The organism is Thermopirellula anaerolimosa, assembly GCF_054657335.1.
In genome coordinates, this window is sequence record NZ_BAAHYX010000006.1 from 945,722 (window position 1) to 961,975 (window position 16,254).

Genomic DNA, 16,254 nt, shown 5'->3' on the forward strand with positions numbered 1-16,254 from the left:
GGACGACGCGCCCCCCTCCGCTGCTTGGTCCACTCGGTTTCCGCCCGGCGCTAGAGAAGCGGGAGCCTCCAACGTCTCCGTTGCGACCGATTTCTCAACAGACGTAGCGGCACGGTCGCACCCTTGAGAACACACCGAATCCGCAATCGTCGGCCGCGGCCAAATTCGCACACCGGCGGCGTACAAAGACTCCATCCTTCGCAGCAACACGCGTTTCGCATCTTCCGCCGACATGAGGAACCTCGTGCCGAATCCGGTCGTTCCCGTTTGAGTCGCCCCTGATCGGCAACATCAGCCATTGCCGCCCAATCTCTGATTTGGCCGATCGTTGACGTCACCGTCACGGGGCGAAATCGAATTCCACAGCCTCCAAGCGGCCTCGCCAATACGGATGTTCGCCGTCGGGCAGCACCCAAGCCACTTCGCCCGCCGTGGGGACCGTGATGCCGTGGTGTTCCCGATAGTCCCAAAATCGCCCCTTCCAGGGCGAGCCTTCCACACGACCCGATACCAACCGATCCCGCGATTCCGCTCGTACCTCGGACACAAGATCGTCCGCGTTGAATGCGAACGTCATGCGAACCGTATGTTTGCCGTGCGTCAGGGAGGCTTCGGCGGCATGATCGTCGATCTCTCGCCACTCGACGCCGCCGCCGGGAAGCAGCACCGTGGGATACCACGGCGACTCGGCCAAGAACCGCAGCAGCTCCCCGCATGCCACCTTATCATCGTCGTTCACATGAACGACCCGAAACACGCCGAAGACCGCGGCCGAGAGCATTCCTTCTCCGCCGAAGTAAGCGTCGTGAACTCGCACGGGAACCCAAGGCGCCGCCTGAATGCAGGCGTTCCAGTCGAAGGCAGGCCCCGCCACGATCACCCATTGATCGGCGGAAAACGGACGCCACTTTTCACCGGATTCGCTCATATTGAAGGTGCCCGTCTGCCGCATCCGCAATCGGAGAATCATGCGGTCCTGCTTTCCAAGCACGCGATTCAGGTATCGCTGCACCGGCGGCGGCAATCGGTTTCGGGTTATGTCGCTCGGAAACGCGGGCGTCGTTCCCACATCGTACGCCGTCATCCTCGCGTGAATGCGATCGGTGAAAGCCTTCCAGCGATACAGCCCGATAAGGTGAACGCCTCCGATGACGGCGGCGAACAGAACCAGTACCGCAGCGCCCACGGCAAGATAGAACATCGACCGCCCTTTCCGTTGCCCGCTATTACCGGGGCCGAAACGATCCGGGAACGACAGATGCCGGGACCGTGACGGGATCACGACGTCTTCCGCCGCCGATGTCGGTTCCATGCCGCATCTTCGTATTTCGACTTCACCCCGTCGATCGCGGCTACTTCGTCGCGCGACCAATCAATCGGCTCCCATCGGCAACCGAGGCCTTCCTCCAGCAGCGGCACCCATTGCCCCGGAAAGTCCCGCTCCCAATGGACGAGCAATTCCGCCGCCGGCGCGCCCTGCGGAGTTCCCGCCCCGGGATTCGCTTTCATGCCCGCCGGCGTCCCATCCCGTCCGTTGACACACAATTCGCGCAAACCCGGCAATTCCGGAGTGAAGGGCGATTGAGCGAACAAGATGCTCCCGTGTTGCAGCACGGCACCGCGTTCCCGGCGCTGTGCGCTGCCCACGATCTTGGTCTCGAAAGCACCGTCCGCTGATTTTACCAGGATATCGCCGGGAGAACGCCGCAGGAAGCACAAGAAGGGGCACTTGCCGCGCGTCCGCCCGACGCCCCGATCGCCCGACGACGCCGGGGCCGTTCCCCGGCCATCCGGCCTTTCCCTCGGTTCTTCGGCAAGGCTGCCGCAAGCCGCCCCTTCCGATTGGGAATCTTGGGATTGGAAGATGCGGGCGGAGAGTCCCAGGTTCGTCAGCAACTTCACCAACGTCCGGTGAACGCCCCCGTACAGCGCCAACCGATCCTGTGCAAGCGGATGCTCGATCGGGAGCGTCAAGGCGTAGGTCCACTCATGATGATGCACAATCGCTCCGCCGCCGCTCAACCGTCGCACAACCGGCAGAGCTTTGCCGAGCGGGTGCGCCGACAATTCCTCGGCGGACTGGAAATATCCCAGCGACAGCGTCGCAGGTTCCCAGCGATAGAGACGCAGGCAGCCTCCGCCCGTCTCCGACGTCGCGTGCAGCAACCACTCGTCGGCGGCCATGTTCCACGGACCCTCGCGCGGCGGGTCGACTATCAGGCGGAGTCGGTATTGGGCGTCCATTTGAGAATCGGGTTTCGGGCCGCTCGGACCTCGTCGGGACGACTGATGGGAGTCGTGTGCGGCGCTTCATGGAGCAACTCTTCCGGTTCCTCCGTGATACGAAACAGGGCTTCCGCGAAAGCGTCCAACGTTTCCCTGGTTTCCGTCTCCGTAGGTTCCACCATCAGGGCGTCGCGGACGATCAAGGGGAAATACACGGTGGGAGCGTGGAACCCGTAATCCAACAGTCTTTTCGCCAGATCCATGGCCGAAATGTTGCGAGTCGCCTTGAGCTTCATGGCCGAGGCCACGAACTCGTGCATGCATCGGGCACCGTGCGGCACCGGCAAGATGTGTCGCACCCGTTGCAGCAAATAATTGGCGTTGAGAACCGCTCGTTCGCTGACGCGCCGCAACCCTTCCGCTCCCTGCGTTCGAATGTAGGCGTATGCCCGCAGCAGTACGCCGATGTTTCCGTAGAAACTGCGGACTCTGCCGATGGATTTGGGACAGTCGTAGTTCAGACGGAATCCTCCCTGCCGGGACAAGATTCGCGGTACGGGCAGGAAATCGGCCAAATGCTTCTTCACCGCCACGGGTCCGGCGCCGGGACCTCCCCCGCCGTGCGGCCCGCTAAAGGTCTTGTGCGGATTGAAGTGCATCATATCGGCGCCGCAATCGCCCGGACGCACGATGCCCAGCACCGCGTTCATGTTGGCGCCGTCCAAATACACCAGTCCCCCTGCCGCATGGACCATATCCGCCACGCGGGCTATGTTCACATCGAACAGTCCCAGGGTATTGGGATTGGTGATCATGAAAACCGCCGTACGGGCGTCCAACTTGGAGGCCAAGTCCTCTAAATCGACCATGCCGCGACCGTCGCTGCGGACTTCGACGGCGTGGAATCCGGCCATGGCCGCGCTGGCCGGATTCGTTCCGTGCGCGGCATCCGGGATCAGTACGTTGGTGCGGTGTTCGCCGCGGTCGCGAAAGTAGGCCGCCGCCATCAACAGGGCCGTCAGTTCCCCCTGGGCTCCCGCCGCGGGCTGCAACGTGACGGCGTCCATGCCCGCGATTTCCGCCAACATTCCTTCCAGGGTGTGCAGGCACTCCAGCAGTCCCTGCACCGCGCCCTCGGGTTGATATGGATGCAGATTCACGAAGCCCGGCAACCCGGCGACGCGATCGTTCCGCTTGGGATTGTACTTCATGGTGCACGAGCCCAGCGGATAGAAATGCGTATCGACCGACATATTCCGCTGGGACAAGTTCACGAAGTGCCGTATCACTTCCGGTTCGGCAAGCTCCGGCAGCGGCGGCGGTTCCGCGGCCAGAAGTTCGGCGGGAAGCAACGATTCAAGCGACTCCGACGGGACGTCGCACTCAGGAAAAATCTCCTCCGCCGTTCCCGGCTTGGACATTTCGAACAGCAATTGCGTCGCTTGACGATTCTTCATTTCCGCTCGATTTCCTTTTATTCAACTCGCCGCCACGGCGAGATTTGGGCCATCGTCGCGTCACCGGACTGCATGCTGGAGCGCGGCGGATCGTTGCCGACCGCAAGCGAAACAGTGAGCCAGCGTGTCGATCTGCTCGCGTGTCCGCTGTTCCGTCACCGCAAAGAGGATGGCGTCTTGCAGGTCGGGATACCAAGACCCCAACGCTACGCCGGCGAAGAATCCCGCCTCCAAGGCGCGTTCCTGCAAGCGCGCCGCCTCCGTCGCGTTTTCGGCTCGCAGTACGAATTCCTTGAAAAACGGCGCGTCGAAGGCCATCCTTAGACTGGTTCCCTCCGTCCACGCCTTGGCCGCATAGTGCGCTTTATTGAGGCACAGATGCGCCGCTTTTCGGAGGCCGTGCGGACCGATCAGGGCCAGATAAACCGCGGCCCGAACGGCCATCAAATGCTGATTGGTGCAGATATTGCTCGTGGCCTTTTCCCGACGGATGTGCTGCTCGCGCGTCTGAAGCGTCAGGACCCAACATCGTTTCCCGTTGCGGTCCTCTGTTTGGCCGGCGATTCGGCCCGGCATTCGCCGCAGGAATCTTTCTCGGCAGGCCAGGATGCCCAGAAACGGCCCGCCCCACTGTTGCGGAATCCCTAGCGATTGTCCTTCCGCGGCTACCAAGTCGGCGCCAAGGTCGCCGGGTCGCTTGAGTATGCCCATGCTGATGGGATCCGCGACCACCACCGCCAGCGCACCCGCTTCATGAGCAGCCCGAATCAGGCGATCGAGCGGTTCCACGCATCCGAAGAAATTGGGCTGCTGGATGACGACGCAAGCCGTCTTGGCGTCGAGGTGTTTCGCGAGGGATTCAGGCTCCATCCGTCCGCGCGGCGTCGGCAGAAGGGACAAGGCGACGTCCACGTTGGCCGCGTAGGTTTGCAGAACCTGCCTGTACTCGGGATGCAAGCTCTCCGGAATTAAGACCTTGCGCCGGCCGGACTGGGCGGCGATCGCCATTAGCACGGCCTCAGCGGTCGCCGTCGCCCCGTCGTACAGGCCGGCATTCGAAGCATCCATGCCGAAAAGCTGAGTCACCAAGGTCTGATACTCGAACAGAGACTGAAGATTTCCCTGACTCACCTCCGGTTGATACGGCGTGTACGACGTATAGAACTCGCTTCGCGAGGCCACAAAGTCCACAACTGCGGGGACGAAATGGTCGTAGCAACCGCCGCCCAAAAACGAGACGGCACGGTCGCTGCCCGTATTGCGGGCCGCCAAGTTTTCCGTGTGCTGCTGGAGAGCGGCCTCACTTAAGGCGGGCGGCAGATTCAGCCGGCCCTTAAACCGAATCTCCGGCGGGATGTGGGCAAACAAATCATCGACCGAAGCAATGCCCACGGCCTCCAGCATTCGCTTGATATCGTCTTCACTCTGCGGCAAATATGCCATTTCGCGTCACCCTAAAAAAGCTGCGCCGGAATCGAAGCCGCGACCGTCATAAACCGGCCCTTGATCTCATGGCCGAACGGAAGGAGGCAACACCGGGCGACCGCCGAACTGAAAAGACACCGAGGGACAGGCCGCATCGGATTCCATCGACCGTCGCCCTGAGACAAACGGGTGGGCATTGAACAGTTCATGAAACAAACGGCTTTCGCCAAAGTGTGCAAAAGCCCGCGGACGTTGAGGATCGCTCGGCATGCACGCCGAATTCTCGCCCGGCGAACCCGGCGTCCCTCAATGACCGGCCTCGGCCTCGTCGGCACACAATTTCTCGTAAGCCGCCTGATCCAGCAATTTTTCCAATTCCTGCGGTTGACTCAACCGAACACGTATCATCCACCCGGCCTGATAGGGGTCGTCCGGCAGGGCCTCCAAGCGTTCGGCAAGCGCTGTGTTGGCCTCGATGACGGTCCCGGAGACGGGCGTGTACAGGTCGCTGACCGCCTTGACGGATTCGATTTGACCGAACGGTTCTCCCGCCTTGAGTTCCTTTCCGACGGGCGGCAATTCGATGAAAACCAAATCCGCGAGCGCCTGCACGGCATGATCCGTGATGCCTACGGTGGCGATCGACTCGCCTTGATCTCCCGGCGCGACCTTCACCCACTCGTGCGTTGAGGTAAACTTGTAACCCGATAACTGCACGTCGCTCACCCCCAACTCGAAAACCAGGAAAAAGACGGATCCGATAGTATCCGTCGGAAACGATCGCGACCTACCGCCAACACGACACCGCCGGCACGTGCGTCGCAAACTTGGTTTGTCCCCGCCGCCCGGCGGTAATTCGTCGCATCGTCCGCCGGCACCGCCGAGAGAGTTTATTTTATCGGTGCCTGCCGCGCGGGAACAGCTAGACTCCAATCAAAGATTGGCTCGAAACCTACCATAATCCTTGCTTGCCGGGAACGTGCGACATCGCAAAAATACATCCGGCCAGCGGCGCCTCGATTACAGTCCGTCAAGGGAAATGCTCGTCGCTCGGACCCATTCGCGAACTGAGAAGAGATCTCGGCAATCGGTCATTCCACCCCTTCGACATCCCCATCAAGGAAAAACGATGGAAGAGTTGCTCGCGCTGATCGGATTGGAAAGCGAACTGCACACCGCAACCTCCGCATTACGGCGAACCGTGGAACGTGACCGTCCCGCGGTAGTCGGGGCACTCCACGTCACGTGCTCGGACGAGGCCGAATGGGAAACGGCGGCGGCCTTTCAGCGGGATTTCGTGGAACGCCTGCTCCCTTCCCTGAAAACAGGTCAGAAGGCGGCATTCCGCTCCGTTAATCTCGGATCACGCTACGAGGCGGGCGCTTGCGGCGTGATGGTAGATCACTTTGCGGCAGCAGAAGCGGAGCACTCGGCCCCGGACGGACTCCAGACCTACGTCGTGAAGGTTAACGCGCACGTAGGATTGCTGGAAACAGCAGACGGTCCGGTGTTCGGGCAATTCTTGCGGTTCGGCCGGCCCTCGTCCTGCTGCGGGGCGTTGACGGCGGCAGTCGGCGGCAATCACTCCATGCCGGCCTTCGCGGAGATCGCGAATTCCTTGTCGACCATCCCCGACGACGCCGCGGCTTACGTCCAAGAAAACGTCCCGCAATCGCTGCGCATGTTGTATTTCGCAGTCCTCCACGCGCAGCGGCAAGCGTATTCGGCTTCCTTGGAATTGGCCCGTGCCGTTTCCGAATTGCGGGAAAAACGCGTGCGATGCTACGTCGCGGCGGGAGTTGCGGTCAATCGCTCCGGTCCCGACACCGAGGTCGTCGTCGGCGTTACCCGCTTCGACAAAGCACCGGGCGCAACGCCCTCCGAACCTGAGTCTCACGGGCTCGGCACCGATCCGCGGCGCTATCGAGTGGGGTTCGATCTTTCCCGATTTCGCATCACCCGTCAATAATCACTGGTGGAATCCCCGATTCATAACCCGGAACTCCCGTAGAATCAGCGTAGCTTCACGTGGTCGGGGCGCGTGGCCGAGAAGTGTCCAAGGAGTGCGACCGGTCTTCGCGACCGCGCACGCTCAAATCAGCCTCAGATCAGCCAAGGAACAAAACATGCCGCGACTCATCGATCTATCGCTGCCGTTGCGGGACGGCGGCCCCAGCTACCCGAACGATCCCCCGCTGCGAATCCAACCTTATCGCACGCTTGCAGCGGGCGCGTGCAATGTCTCGGTGATTTCCATCGGCACCCACCAGGGCACGCATTTGGATGCCCCGTGGCACTTTATCGAGGGAGGCCGACCGCTCGACCAAATCCCCCTGCATGCGTTCTACGGACCTGCCGTCTTGGTGGATCTCGCGCCGGGAGCGGAGCTTCCCGCCAAGGCGACGATCTCGCCCGAGATGTTGTCTCGACACGAATCGGCCTTCACACCCGGCGGGCGGGTGATACTGCGGACGGGGTGGTATTCCCACTTCGGCCGACCCGAGTATTTCACGGACCTCCCCTCACTGACGGCGGACGCCGCACAATGGATCGCCGCCAGGCGTATCGCCCTTTTGGGCATGGACATGCCCACCCCTAGCAAGATCGCCGGAAGGGAGTGCCACCATACGCTGCTGGGTCCGGGCGCCGAGATCGTGATCGTCGAGGCCTTGACCAATCTCCACGAATTGCCGCGCGAGTTCATCTTCATCGGCTTTCCGCTCAATTTCATCGGCTTGGACGGTTCGCCGATTCGCGCCGTGGGTGTGGTGCCGGATTGAAGAAGACGGCTTTCGCCCCGTATCGGCGCATCGCTTCCGCGCCCGACCGGCCTCCGCTTCCGTTCATCGGACCCTTGGCCGGTTCACGCCCCGCGCTAGAATGAAAACGAACGATTCGGCGTCGGAGTTCACGCGGCCGACCTCGCTCGGCGTGTCGATCCGGGGCGGTGATTCATGAGCAAATACGGAGCGGCCTTATGCCCCTAGCGGCGGTCAAACCGCGAACCCTCAAGGAACTGCGAGAAAGCGGTTGGAAATCGAAAAGCGTCAAACAGGAATTGCGGGACAATTTCGTCCGGGCGCTGGCCGAAGGCGACGACCTGTTTCCCGGCATCGTGGGTTACGACGACACCGTCATCCCCGAAATCAGCCTGGCCATCCTGGCCGGCCACGACATGCTGTTCTTAGGAGAGAAGGGTCAGGCCAAGAGTCGTTTGATGCGCCTTTTGGCTCGCTTTTTGGACGAAGAAATCCCCTACCTGGACATCCCGGACGTCCCCGTCCACGAGGACCCGTATCGCCCGATCACGGTCAAGGGGAAGCAATTTCTCGCCGAAACGCCGGACGACAAAGTACCGATCGCATGGTGGCCCCGAGATCAACGCTACGCCGAACGATTGGCCCCCGGCACCAAGTTCGCGGACATCATCGGTGAAATCGACCCGGCGCGTTTGGCGGGTGGCGTGAGCCTTTCCGCGGAGGAAGCCCTATTCTTCGGCCTGATTCCGCGAATGCACCGCGGCATCTTCGCCATGAACGAACTCCCGGAACTGGATGAATTGGTCCAGGTGGGTCTGTTCAACATCCTCGAAGAACGCGACGTGCAAATCCGCGGCTATCCCGTACGATTCGACTTGGATCTCCTCATTCTTTTCTCGGCCAACCCCGCCACCTACAACCGCAGCGGAAAGGTCATCCCGCAGCTCAAGGATCGCATCGGTTCGGTGATCCACACGCACTACCCGCTGGATCGCCACTCCGCGGTCATGATTACGGAACAAGAGGCCGACATCCCCCTGGACGGCGAGTATCCGGTGGTCGTCCCCTATTTCATGAAGGAAATCATCGAGCAAATCAGCATGGCGGCGCGACGCTCGAAGTACGTCGACCACCAGTCGGGCGTGAGCGCGCGGTTGAGCATTGCCAACTACCGCACGATGATAGCCTCCGCGCGACGGCGCGGCGTGGTGTTGGGAGAAAAGCCCGCCGTCCCGCGAATCAGCGACCTGGCACATCTTTCCTCCTCCGCGTTGGGCAAACTGGAGTTGGACTTGATGGCCGGACACCAGATGACGGAAAAGCAAGTCCTCGACGCCATCATCGCCGAAGCGATCCGCGACGTGTTTCAAGAGTACGTGGATGAGCACGGATTGGCGGAGATCGCCGAGGTATTCGGCCGCGGTACGAAGATCGAGGTCGGCGACATGCTGCCGTCATCGGCCTATGCGGAACGTTTGAAGCGCGTGCCGCCGGCCTGGGAAAAGGCCTTCGAGATCAACGTGTCCACCGATCCGGCGGTCCGCGCCTCGTGCGTGGAGTTCGTATTGGCCGGCCTGTACGTGACGGACCGAATCTCCCGCGCCGAGTACCGGGGAAAAGTGACTTATGAGATCTCCTGAGCGTCGGCCCGGCGGGGTCGTTCACGTCTATCAAAAGTACAACCCCGTCCGCTTTCCCAGTCCGACCCAACCGATGCCGGACTTGGTGTCCCCGGTTATGGAGCACATGCTGGCTTTCGGCAGCCTGCGGGACCTGAGCGAGGAGGAACTCGCTCGCGCCGTCAAGCTCGACCCTTCGATGATCGCGGGACTCGGTCCGTCCCTCGACTCCATCATCGAAATGCTGAAACAGAAAAAGGCCAAAATCCTGGCCACGTACGAAACCGACGGCGTGCGGGCGGAGGCGGCGCAGGCCTATCGCAAGCTGGGAGAAAGCCTCCAACCTCCCGAGGGGCTCCGCAAGCGGTTTGAGCGGGCATTCCGCGAGGAACAGCTCATCGATTTGGAGCGTCTTTGGTACCTGTGCGACGACGAAAAGAGCAACTTCGCACGGCAAATACTCCGCTTGTCGCAACGACTGGGCGACAAATATCTGATCGACGAATTGGCCGCCAAATACACGTTCACGGGCAGGCAGCGGATGACCGTTCCCCAAGCCCTGGAAATCAAGGAGATATTGGAATCGATCGATCGTCTGCTCGCGCAACTGGAGGAGGCCCGCAAGAATGCCCGGATCGGGGTCATCGACATGGAGGCCCTCGAGCGTTTCGTGGGCGAAGAAGACGTGGGCAAACTGCGCGGATTCATGCGGCAAATCCAGGATCTGATTCGGGAACTGGCCGAACGTCAGGGGCTGGAACGCGGCAAGGGCGGTTATCAACTGACCCCCAAAGCTCAACGGTTGTTTCAAGGCCGACTCCTGGAACGGATTTTCAGTTGCTTACAGGCGGCCCGATCGGGGCGACACCAAGGCCCGATTCAGGGGGAGGGCAATGTCGAGTTGCCGCAAACCCGCCCCTACGAGTTCGGCGATTCTCCCGCCCACATGGATATCGCCGGTACCTTCGTGAACGCCTTGATTCGCGGCGGCCCGCGCATCCCCGTCGATCTGCGGCAGGACGATATCCTGATCCACCGTACGCGAAACAACCCCAAGTGCGCCACGACCGTTCTGATGGACATGAGCGGTTCGATGCGTTACGGCGGTCTGTACGTCGATGTGAAGAGGATGGCCTTGGCGCTGGAAGGATTGATTCGCAAGGAATACCCGGGCGACTACCTCGACTTCATCGAAATCTACAGTTTCGCCCGCCGGGTCCATCCCTCCGAAATCACGCAATTGATGCCCAAATCGGTGACGTTGTACGATCCCGTAATTCGGCTCCGCGCCGATATGAGCGACCCGCGAATCACCGAAATGGATGTCCCCTGGCACTTCACCAACATTCAGCGCGGGCTGCAACTGGCCCGGCAATTGTTGGAAGTTCAAGACACGCCGAATCGCCAGGTGATCCTGATTACGGACGGTCTGCCGACGGCCCATTTCGAAGGGCGATACTTGTATCTGCTTTACCCGCCCCACGAACGCACGGAGGAAGCAACGCTTCGAGAGGCGCTGCTCTGCCGCCGCGCCGGCATCACCATCAACATCTTTCTGCTGGCGGGTTGGAGCCAAACGCGGGAAGACGTGCAATTCGCCTACCGTCTGGCGGAGTCCGCCCGGGGCCGTGTCTTCTTCACGGCGGGCAAGGACCTCGACCGTTACGTCGTCTGGGATTATCTTCAAAGAAGGCGTGATATTGTCGCATAACCCTGTCCCCGCATCCCCGAAAACGGCAACTAGGAAAGAAGGACACGAGTGAGAGAAGGTATGCGCTGGATGATCTACGGGGCGAACGGCTTTACCGGTCGCCGCATTGCCGAGGAAGCCGTTGCCCAGGGACATCGCCCCATTGTGGCCGGACGCAACCGTGAGGCGGTCGTCGCGTTGGCCGAGTCGCTGAACTGTCCTTACCGCGTTTTCTCGCTGGATTCTCCGGACGATTTGGCCGCCGCCTTGGCGGGATTGCGTCTGGTTCTGAATTGCGCCGGCCCGTTCTCTCGGACCGCGCTCCCCATGATGGAGGCCTGCCTCAAGGCCCATACGCACTATTTGGACATCACGGGAGAGATCGACGTCTTCGAGCTTGCGGCCTCCCTGGACGTCGAAGCGAGAGAGCGAGGAGTGACCTTGCTGCCGGGGGTCGGCTTCGACGTCGTCCCAAGCGACTGCCTCGCCGCCAAGCTCGCCGGCCGAATCGAGCGGCCCACGCACTTGGCCTTGGCCTTGACGGGAATCGGGACGGTCAGCATCGGTACGGCCCGCACCGTTTGGGAAATCTTGCCCAAGGGCGGGAGGATCCGTCGCGACGGCCAATTGAAACGCGTGCCGCTCGCCTACCGAATCCGCGAGATCCCCTTTCCCTTGGGATCGCATAAGGCGGTCACCATACCTTGGGGCGATGTCGCCACCGCTTGGTACACGACCGGAATCCCCAACATCGAGGTTTACTTGGCCATGCCGCCCAAGACCTTGAAGGTGATGCGCTGGGCGGCGCCCCTGCTCTCACTTGGAAAAGTGATGCCCTCCAACCCGATGGTCGAAACCGCCATCCGCAATCTCCTGAGCCGGACGCCGCCGGGTACGAACTCTGAACCACCATCCGGCACGGACCGTGATTCGTTGAACGGCTACAGGAGTGAGTTTTGGGGAGAAGTGCGAAACGAGGCAGGCGACACCGCCACCGCCTCGATCATCACGCCGGATGGTTACACCCTCACGGTATCGACGGCGCTGGCTTCCGTGGATCGTATTCTAGCGGAACCGCTGCCGCCCGGCTTCACGACGCCGGCACGCGCCTTCGGGTCGGATTTCATCGACTCCATGCCCGGTGTCGAAGTTTTCGACGGCGTGGTGGTGCCCGTTTGAAGCGACCCCAAATAGAGCAGCCCGACACGCCTGTTCGCGAGCCGGGCTGCTTCCCCCCTGGGCACGTTAGGTGTCGTCGTCAAGGCTATAATGATTTCGCGACCGTGTTCGGCCGTCACTCCTCAATGCCATTTAGCGAAACGCTTGTCGGCTATAGTATCGTCCTACGGAGTGTCCAATCTTGACACATCTTGACGGAACAAGACCGACATCGCTTCCCGCCGGCGATGCATCCGCTTTCATTCTTCGCACCACGGCATACGATGCCGCCTAATCGCGACGCGAAGATCTCAATCCAAGCGGGTAGGCGCCGACGCAACGCACGCTAGGCGACGGACGATGCAACCTGTTGTCATTGCCTGCGATGGAGGTCGCGGACTTCTCTCGCATGGATGCGATTTCTAGAATGGAACCAGTCCGGGAAAGACGCGACGCCGCTGCGGTGTCGCGGGTAATGGAGAGGATCGGAGATTGCCGCTCAAGCGCAACCGATCGTTCAGAAAGACTTTTCGCGAACGCAACTTTTGAATAGGAGTTTCCCGATGGTTCGTACCGCCAGCACCATGCTTCCTTTAGGCACCAAGGCACCGGATTTCGCGTTGCCGGATACCAACGGCAAGATCGTTCGGCTCGCCGACTTCGACGGTGCGAAAGCCTTGCTCGTGATCTTTCTCTGCAACCACTGTCCCTACGTCAAGCACATCGCCGACAACTTGGCTCGTATCACCAAGGAGTACATCGCCAAAGGCGTTGCCGTGGTGGGAATCAATTCGAACGACGCCACGGCCTACCCCGAGGATTCACCGGAAAAAATGAAGGAAGAAGTCGCCGCACGTGGCTACGCATTCCCGTACCTGTACGACGAAACTCAGGAGACGGCCAAGGCGTACCGGGCGGCCTGCACGCCGGACTTCTTTCTCTTCGACGCCGATCGCAAGCTGGTTTATCGAGGACAACTGGACGACAGTCGCCCCAGCAACGGATTGCCCGTCACCGGCAAAGATTTGACCGCGGCGGTCGAGGCCGTGCTTGCGGGCAAACCGGTCCCAGCGGAGCAAAAACCCAGCCTGGGCTGCAACATCAAGTGGAAGCCCGGCCACGAACCGGAGTACTTTGCCGGTTGACCCCCCGGCTCTTCGTCCCGACTAATCCAAGGTCAACGCGTGGCGGAAGTCTCGCCCGCGTTCGCCTTTTCCATGGAAGCCTGCATCGCTTCGAGTTCTTCCTTCTTGGGTCGATCCACGATAAACCCGCCGGAAGAACCGCGACGGCTCACGGCGTTATTCTGCGCCCGGCAACCGTATTGGTCCGTGCCGCCGTAGTCGACGACGAAACTGAAGTTTCCACCGCAGGTGGGAAAGGGGTGATAGCTAATGCTGCCGGAGGCGTAGCCTTGGCTGGTCCCCTTGTAAACATCCTCACCCGCGAAGTCGTACAGAACGCCAAGTGACGCTTGGGCTCCTTGACCTTGCACGCCCCCGACGGTCGCCAGGTATTGATCGTTCCCATCGAGTTCGATGAGAAATCCGGCCGACAAATCCCACCCGAACCCCGTGCCCATGATGGTTCCGTCGTAGCTGTCGTCGCCGGCATCGTCGATGAGAAATCCGACCGCATAATGGCAGGCCCAACCGTTGCCGAATCGCTGAAAGCGCTGTTGGGTTCGTGCCGAACCGTTGTAGGCATTACGGGTAGCCCCCAGTCGCTTATCGTTTCCGGCGAAGTCGCGGGCAAAGCCCATGCCCAGCCAATAGCCGCCTCCTTGGGCAAAATAGTCGAATTCGTACTCGTCGTCGCCCGCGCCTTCCAGAATCACGCCGATTCCGCCGTTGGCGACGCCGCGAATTCCCGCCCCGACGCCTTGCCCCCAGCCGTCATAGCCGGGCGTTTCCGGATAGGAATCGTAGAAGTTTCCGCCAATGTAATAGTGGTCGTCTCCCGCCGCATCCTCCAAAGCCGCAAAACCCCACGGTCCGGCCATTCCCTGCCCCCACATGGCCGCTCGATAGTCGTCCTTTCCTTCGCGGTCGATGAGCAATCCCACTCCGCCCAAGGCCTGCCCTTGTACGCGGCGGAAACCGACGTATCGATCGTTTCCCGCCAAATCCACAAGCATCCCCACACCCACCAGGGCGCTGCCTTGCGCGATATCCCGCGCGGAATAGACATCGTTGCCGGCGACATCGACCAAGATGCTGCCTCCGACTACGGCCCCCCCTTGGATACCGGGTTGCGTGCCCTGGTATCGATCGTCACCGCCCAGGTCGATCACAATCAAAATCGGCCGCGCGACGTTGACGGACCCCTCCACGTACACATCGTTGCCGCCCAAGTCGATTACCACGGCTACCTTTTTCATCTCATCGAGGCGGTAGACGTTGCCTCCCTTTCCACCCACGACGATGGTCCCGGCCTCGGTTTCCACGACGGACACCACCGGTCCCTCCGCGCCCGGTACGGTACCAGGCGAGTTCCCGTCGCCCGAGTAACTCGAAAGAGCGGCATGCAAGGCGGGATCGGCGGCTTGAGCCAACGTCTCGGCCAAATCGAATAGCGCTGCCCGATCCATCTTGCCGATCAGCCTGCACAACCGCACGCCGCTGCCGCGACTGTTGATCGTATGCCCCACGGAAGTGCCGGTCGTGAGAATGGAATATGAATTCCGGGAAAGCTCGCTCAACTCGGCCTGTTCCAGCGGTTTGACCGCTCGAGCCATCGCCGCGTTCGCCCGAAGAAGAATCTCTTTGACCATCTCAAGGGCATCTTGCCCGTTGGATGGCGCGGCCCAATCCTCTACCGCGGGTGTCGCCGAAACATCCATCTTCGGACGAGCCGTTTGCAAACCGTCACGCATGCCGTCCGCAGTTCCCAGTCTGAATCCTGCATGAAGCTTTCGCGTAAACTCCTCGGCCTCCACGGGACCTCGCAGCGGGTCCCTGAGCAACTGATCGAACCACGAAAGCCGAGCCAGCCCGTTGATCTCGGAACCTCCGTAGGGCCCCGCAGTTGCGTTCAATCGCGAGGCCGCATAACTCCGCCACTGTTCGAATTGGCGATTGACGCCGCGGGAAGCGAGTTGTTGCTCTACCTCGGGGCGAAGCAGTCGCGCTATCCCCGCCGCCAATGAATTTCCAATCGCATCGGAATCGGCGGAATCCTCTTCAGATTCTTCCGTGTGCCCCGGTTGCGACATTCCGCTCTTTTCGGCTCCCTCTTCCGCCGCAGCGGCGGGCGGTTGGTTTCCCTCCTCCGCTTCTGAATGCTCTTCCATTTCACCGGGATCCGGCAACTCCAACTCGGATTCCTCTTTAGAATCCACCTTTTTCCCAGCGGAACCGGCATCCCCTTCCGATTCTTCGTCGGAGGACGTAACCGCAGCGCCCTCCGTTACCGCCGTGGTGCGAACTTCCGCGAGACGTTCCACGACAGAGGAATGATTACCGTTGCCGGAGACCTGAGATCCCCAATTCAAACCGCCGTCGAGAAGCGTGGACTGCGGAACGCGGTCCGCCTGAAAGGCGTCGGGGATGAATTCGGTGCGGGTGCTGGGATAAAGCCGCGGTATCCCATCAATTCGCAGCCGAGTCGTCCCAAAATCCCCCCCCATCGAGAAGCGGGGCGCCCCGGATGCAATCGCCGCAACCACAATCGCCAATCCGCAAGATGCCGAAACCAACGCACGACGCCACGTATTCATGCGGAAATACTCCTAAGTGCCATCAGCGACGGATGTCCATACCCGTGAGGGGGCCGAATACGAATCGCCCGATTAACCGGGTTGTTCCAGCGGCAACGCCCCGCGCGCACCGCGGGAACGGCACGGAGGACGGGTTGTGCGAGATCGTCCCCGGAAGGCGGTCCTGATTTACTTCGGAAAGCAATTGAGCGGCGGTCTACTA

General features: G+C 61.1%; 12 protein-coding genes. 6 read left to right on the forward strand and 6 right to left on the reverse strand.

Going from position 1 to position 16,254, the window contains the following annotated elements; translation table 11 throughout:
- Nucleotides 1–340: 340 nt before the first annotated feature.
- The 5 genes from ACYQ6J_RS09630 to gcvH form a co-directional block, all read right to left on the reverse strand.
- Entirely contained in the window at nucleotides 341–1,312 is a 972-nt protein-coding gene (locus tag ACYQ6J_RS09630) for a DUF6920 family protein (protein ID WP_460183966.1), read from the reverse strand.
- Nucleotides 1,279–2,244 carry a lipoate--protein ligase family protein gene (locus ACYQ6J_RS09635; protein ID WP_460183967.1) on the reverse strand — a complete coding sequence of 322 codons (966 nt, stop codon included), beginning with the start codon at nucleotides 2,242–2,244 and terminating at the stop codon, nucleotides 1,279–1,281. The genes ACYQ6J_RS09630 and ACYQ6J_RS09635 overlap by 34 nt, the downstream gene beginning before the upstream one ends.
- Entirely contained in the window at nucleotides 2,217–3,683 is a 1,467-nt protein-coding gene (gene gcvPB, locus ACYQ6J_RS09640) for an aminomethyl-transferring glycine dehydrogenase subunit GcvPB (RefSeq protein WP_460183968.1), read from the reverse strand. The genes ACYQ6J_RS09635 and gcvPB overlap by 28 nt, the downstream gene beginning before the upstream one ends.
- A 60-nt stretch (nucleotides 3,684–3,743) precedes the next feature.
- Nucleotides 3,744–5,126 (reverse strand): aminomethyl-transferring glycine dehydrogenase subunit GcvPA, encoded by a 1,383-nt coding sequence (gene gcvPA / locus ACYQ6J_RS09645; protein ID WP_460183969.1) that lies wholly within the window; start codon nucleotides 5,124–5,126, stop codon nucleotides 3,744–3,746.
- A gap of 288 nt (nucleotides 5,127–5,414) precedes the next feature.
- A complete protein-coding gene (gene gcvH / locus ACYQ6J_RS09650) occupies nucleotides 5,415–5,834 on the reverse strand; it encodes a glycine cleavage system protein GcvH (RefSeq protein ID WP_460183970.1) in 420 nt (139 codons plus the stop codon).
- A 403-nt stretch (nucleotides 5,835–6,237) separates the two neighbouring features.
- Between gcvH and ACYQ6J_RS09655 the strand changes: the two genes are divergently transcribed.
- The 6 genes from ACYQ6J_RS09655 (at nucleotide 6,238) to ACYQ6J_RS09680 (ending at nucleotide 13,479) form a co-directional block, all read left to right on the forward strand.
- On the forward strand, nucleotides 6,238–7,077 hold the full coding sequence (locus tag ACYQ6J_RS09655; RefSeq protein ID WP_460183971.1) for a hypothetical protein: 840 nt from the start codon (nucleotides 6,238–6,240) through the stop codon (nucleotides 7,075–7,077).
- A 157-nt stretch (nucleotides 7,078–7,234) separates the two neighbouring features.
- Nucleotides 7,235–7,888: a cyclase family protein gene (locus ACYQ6J_RS09660; protein ID WP_460183972.1), complete on the forward strand. Its 654-nt coding sequence runs from the start codon at nucleotides 7,235–7,237 to the stop codon at nucleotides 7,886–7,888.
- Nucleotides 7,889–8,085: 197 nt separating this feature from the next.
- Nucleotides 8,086–9,507: a magnesium chelatase ATPase subunit I gene (locus ACYQ6J_RS09665; protein WP_460183973.1), complete on the forward strand. Its 1,422-nt coding sequence runs from the start codon at nucleotides 8,086–8,088 to the stop codon at nucleotides 9,505–9,507.
- Nucleotides 9,494–11,197 (forward strand): vWA domain-containing protein, encoded by a 1,704-nt coding sequence (locus tag ACYQ6J_RS09670; protein WP_460183974.1) that lies wholly within the window; start codon nucleotides 9,494–9,496, stop codon nucleotides 11,195–11,197. The genes ACYQ6J_RS09665 and ACYQ6J_RS09670 overlap by 14 nt, the downstream gene beginning before the upstream one ends.
- Nucleotides 11,198–11,245: 48 nt before the next feature.
- Complete coding sequence (locus ACYQ6J_RS09675) at nucleotides 11,246–12,355, forward strand: saccharopine dehydrogenase family protein (protein WP_460183975.1); 1,110 nt, start codon at nucleotides 11,246–11,248, stop codon at nucleotides 12,353–12,355.
- A 542-nt stretch (nucleotides 12,356–12,897) separates the two neighbouring features.
- Nucleotides 12,898–13,479 carry a thioredoxin family protein gene (locus ACYQ6J_RS09680; RefSeq protein WP_460183976.1) on the forward strand — a complete coding sequence of 194 codons (582 nt, stop codon included), beginning with the start codon at nucleotides 12,898–12,900 and terminating at the stop codon, nucleotides 13,477–13,479.
- Between the two features lie 32 nt (nucleotides 13,480–13,511).
- On the opposite strand, the gene ACYQ6J_RS09685 is transcribed toward ACYQ6J_RS09680, so the two are convergent.
- A complete protein-coding gene (locus ACYQ6J_RS09685; protein ID WP_460183977.1) occupies nucleotides 13,512–16,052 on the reverse strand; it encodes a hypothetical protein in 2,541 nt (846 codons plus the stop codon).
- Nucleotides 16,053–16,254: the final 202 nt, after the last annotated feature.

What these genes read in the sequence shown, in the direction of transcription:
- gcvPA (WP_460183969.1), bottom strand. Translation starts at nt 5,126, where the DNA reads ATGGCATATTTGCCGCAGAGTGAAGACGATATCAAGCGAATGCTGGAG.
- ACYQ6J_RS09670 (WP_460183974.1), top strand. Translation starts at nt 9,494, where the DNA reads ATGAGATCTCCTGAGCGTCGGCCCGGCGGGGTCGTTCACGTCTATCAA.
- gcvPB (WP_460183968.1), bottom strand. Translation starts at nt 3,683, where the DNA reads ATGAAGAATCGTCAAGCGACGCAATTGCTGTTCGAAATGTCCAAGCCG.
- ACYQ6J_RS09665 (WP_460183973.1), top strand. Translation starts at nt 8,086, where the DNA reads ATGCCCCTAGCGGCGGTCAAACCGCGAACCCTCAAGGAACTGCGAGAA.
- ACYQ6J_RS09655 (WP_460183971.1), top strand. Translation starts at nt 6,238, where the DNA reads ATGGAAGAGTTGCTCGCGCTGATCGGATTGGAAAGCGAACTGCACACC.
- ACYQ6J_RS09635 (WP_460183967.1), bottom strand. Translation starts at nt 2,244, where the DNA reads ATGGACGCCCAATACCGACTCCGCCTGATAGTCGACCCGCCGCGCGAG.
- ACYQ6J_RS09680 (WP_460183976.1), top strand. Translation starts at nt 12,898, where the DNA reads ATGGTTCGTACCGCCAGCACCATGCTTCCTTTAGGCACCAAGGCACCG.
- ACYQ6J_RS09630 (WP_460183966.1), bottom strand. Translation starts at nt 1,312, where the DNA reads ATGGAACCGACATCGGCGGCGGAAGACGTCGTGATCCCGTCACGGTCC.
- ACYQ6J_RS09660 (WP_460183972.1), top strand. Translation starts at nt 7,235, where the DNA reads ATGCCGCGACTCATCGATCTATCGCTGCCGTTGCGGGACGGCGGCCCC.
- ACYQ6J_RS09685 (WP_460183977.1), bottom strand. Translation starts at nt 16,052, where the DNA reads ATGAATACGTGGCGTCGTGCGTTGGTTTCGGCATCTTGCGGATTGGCG.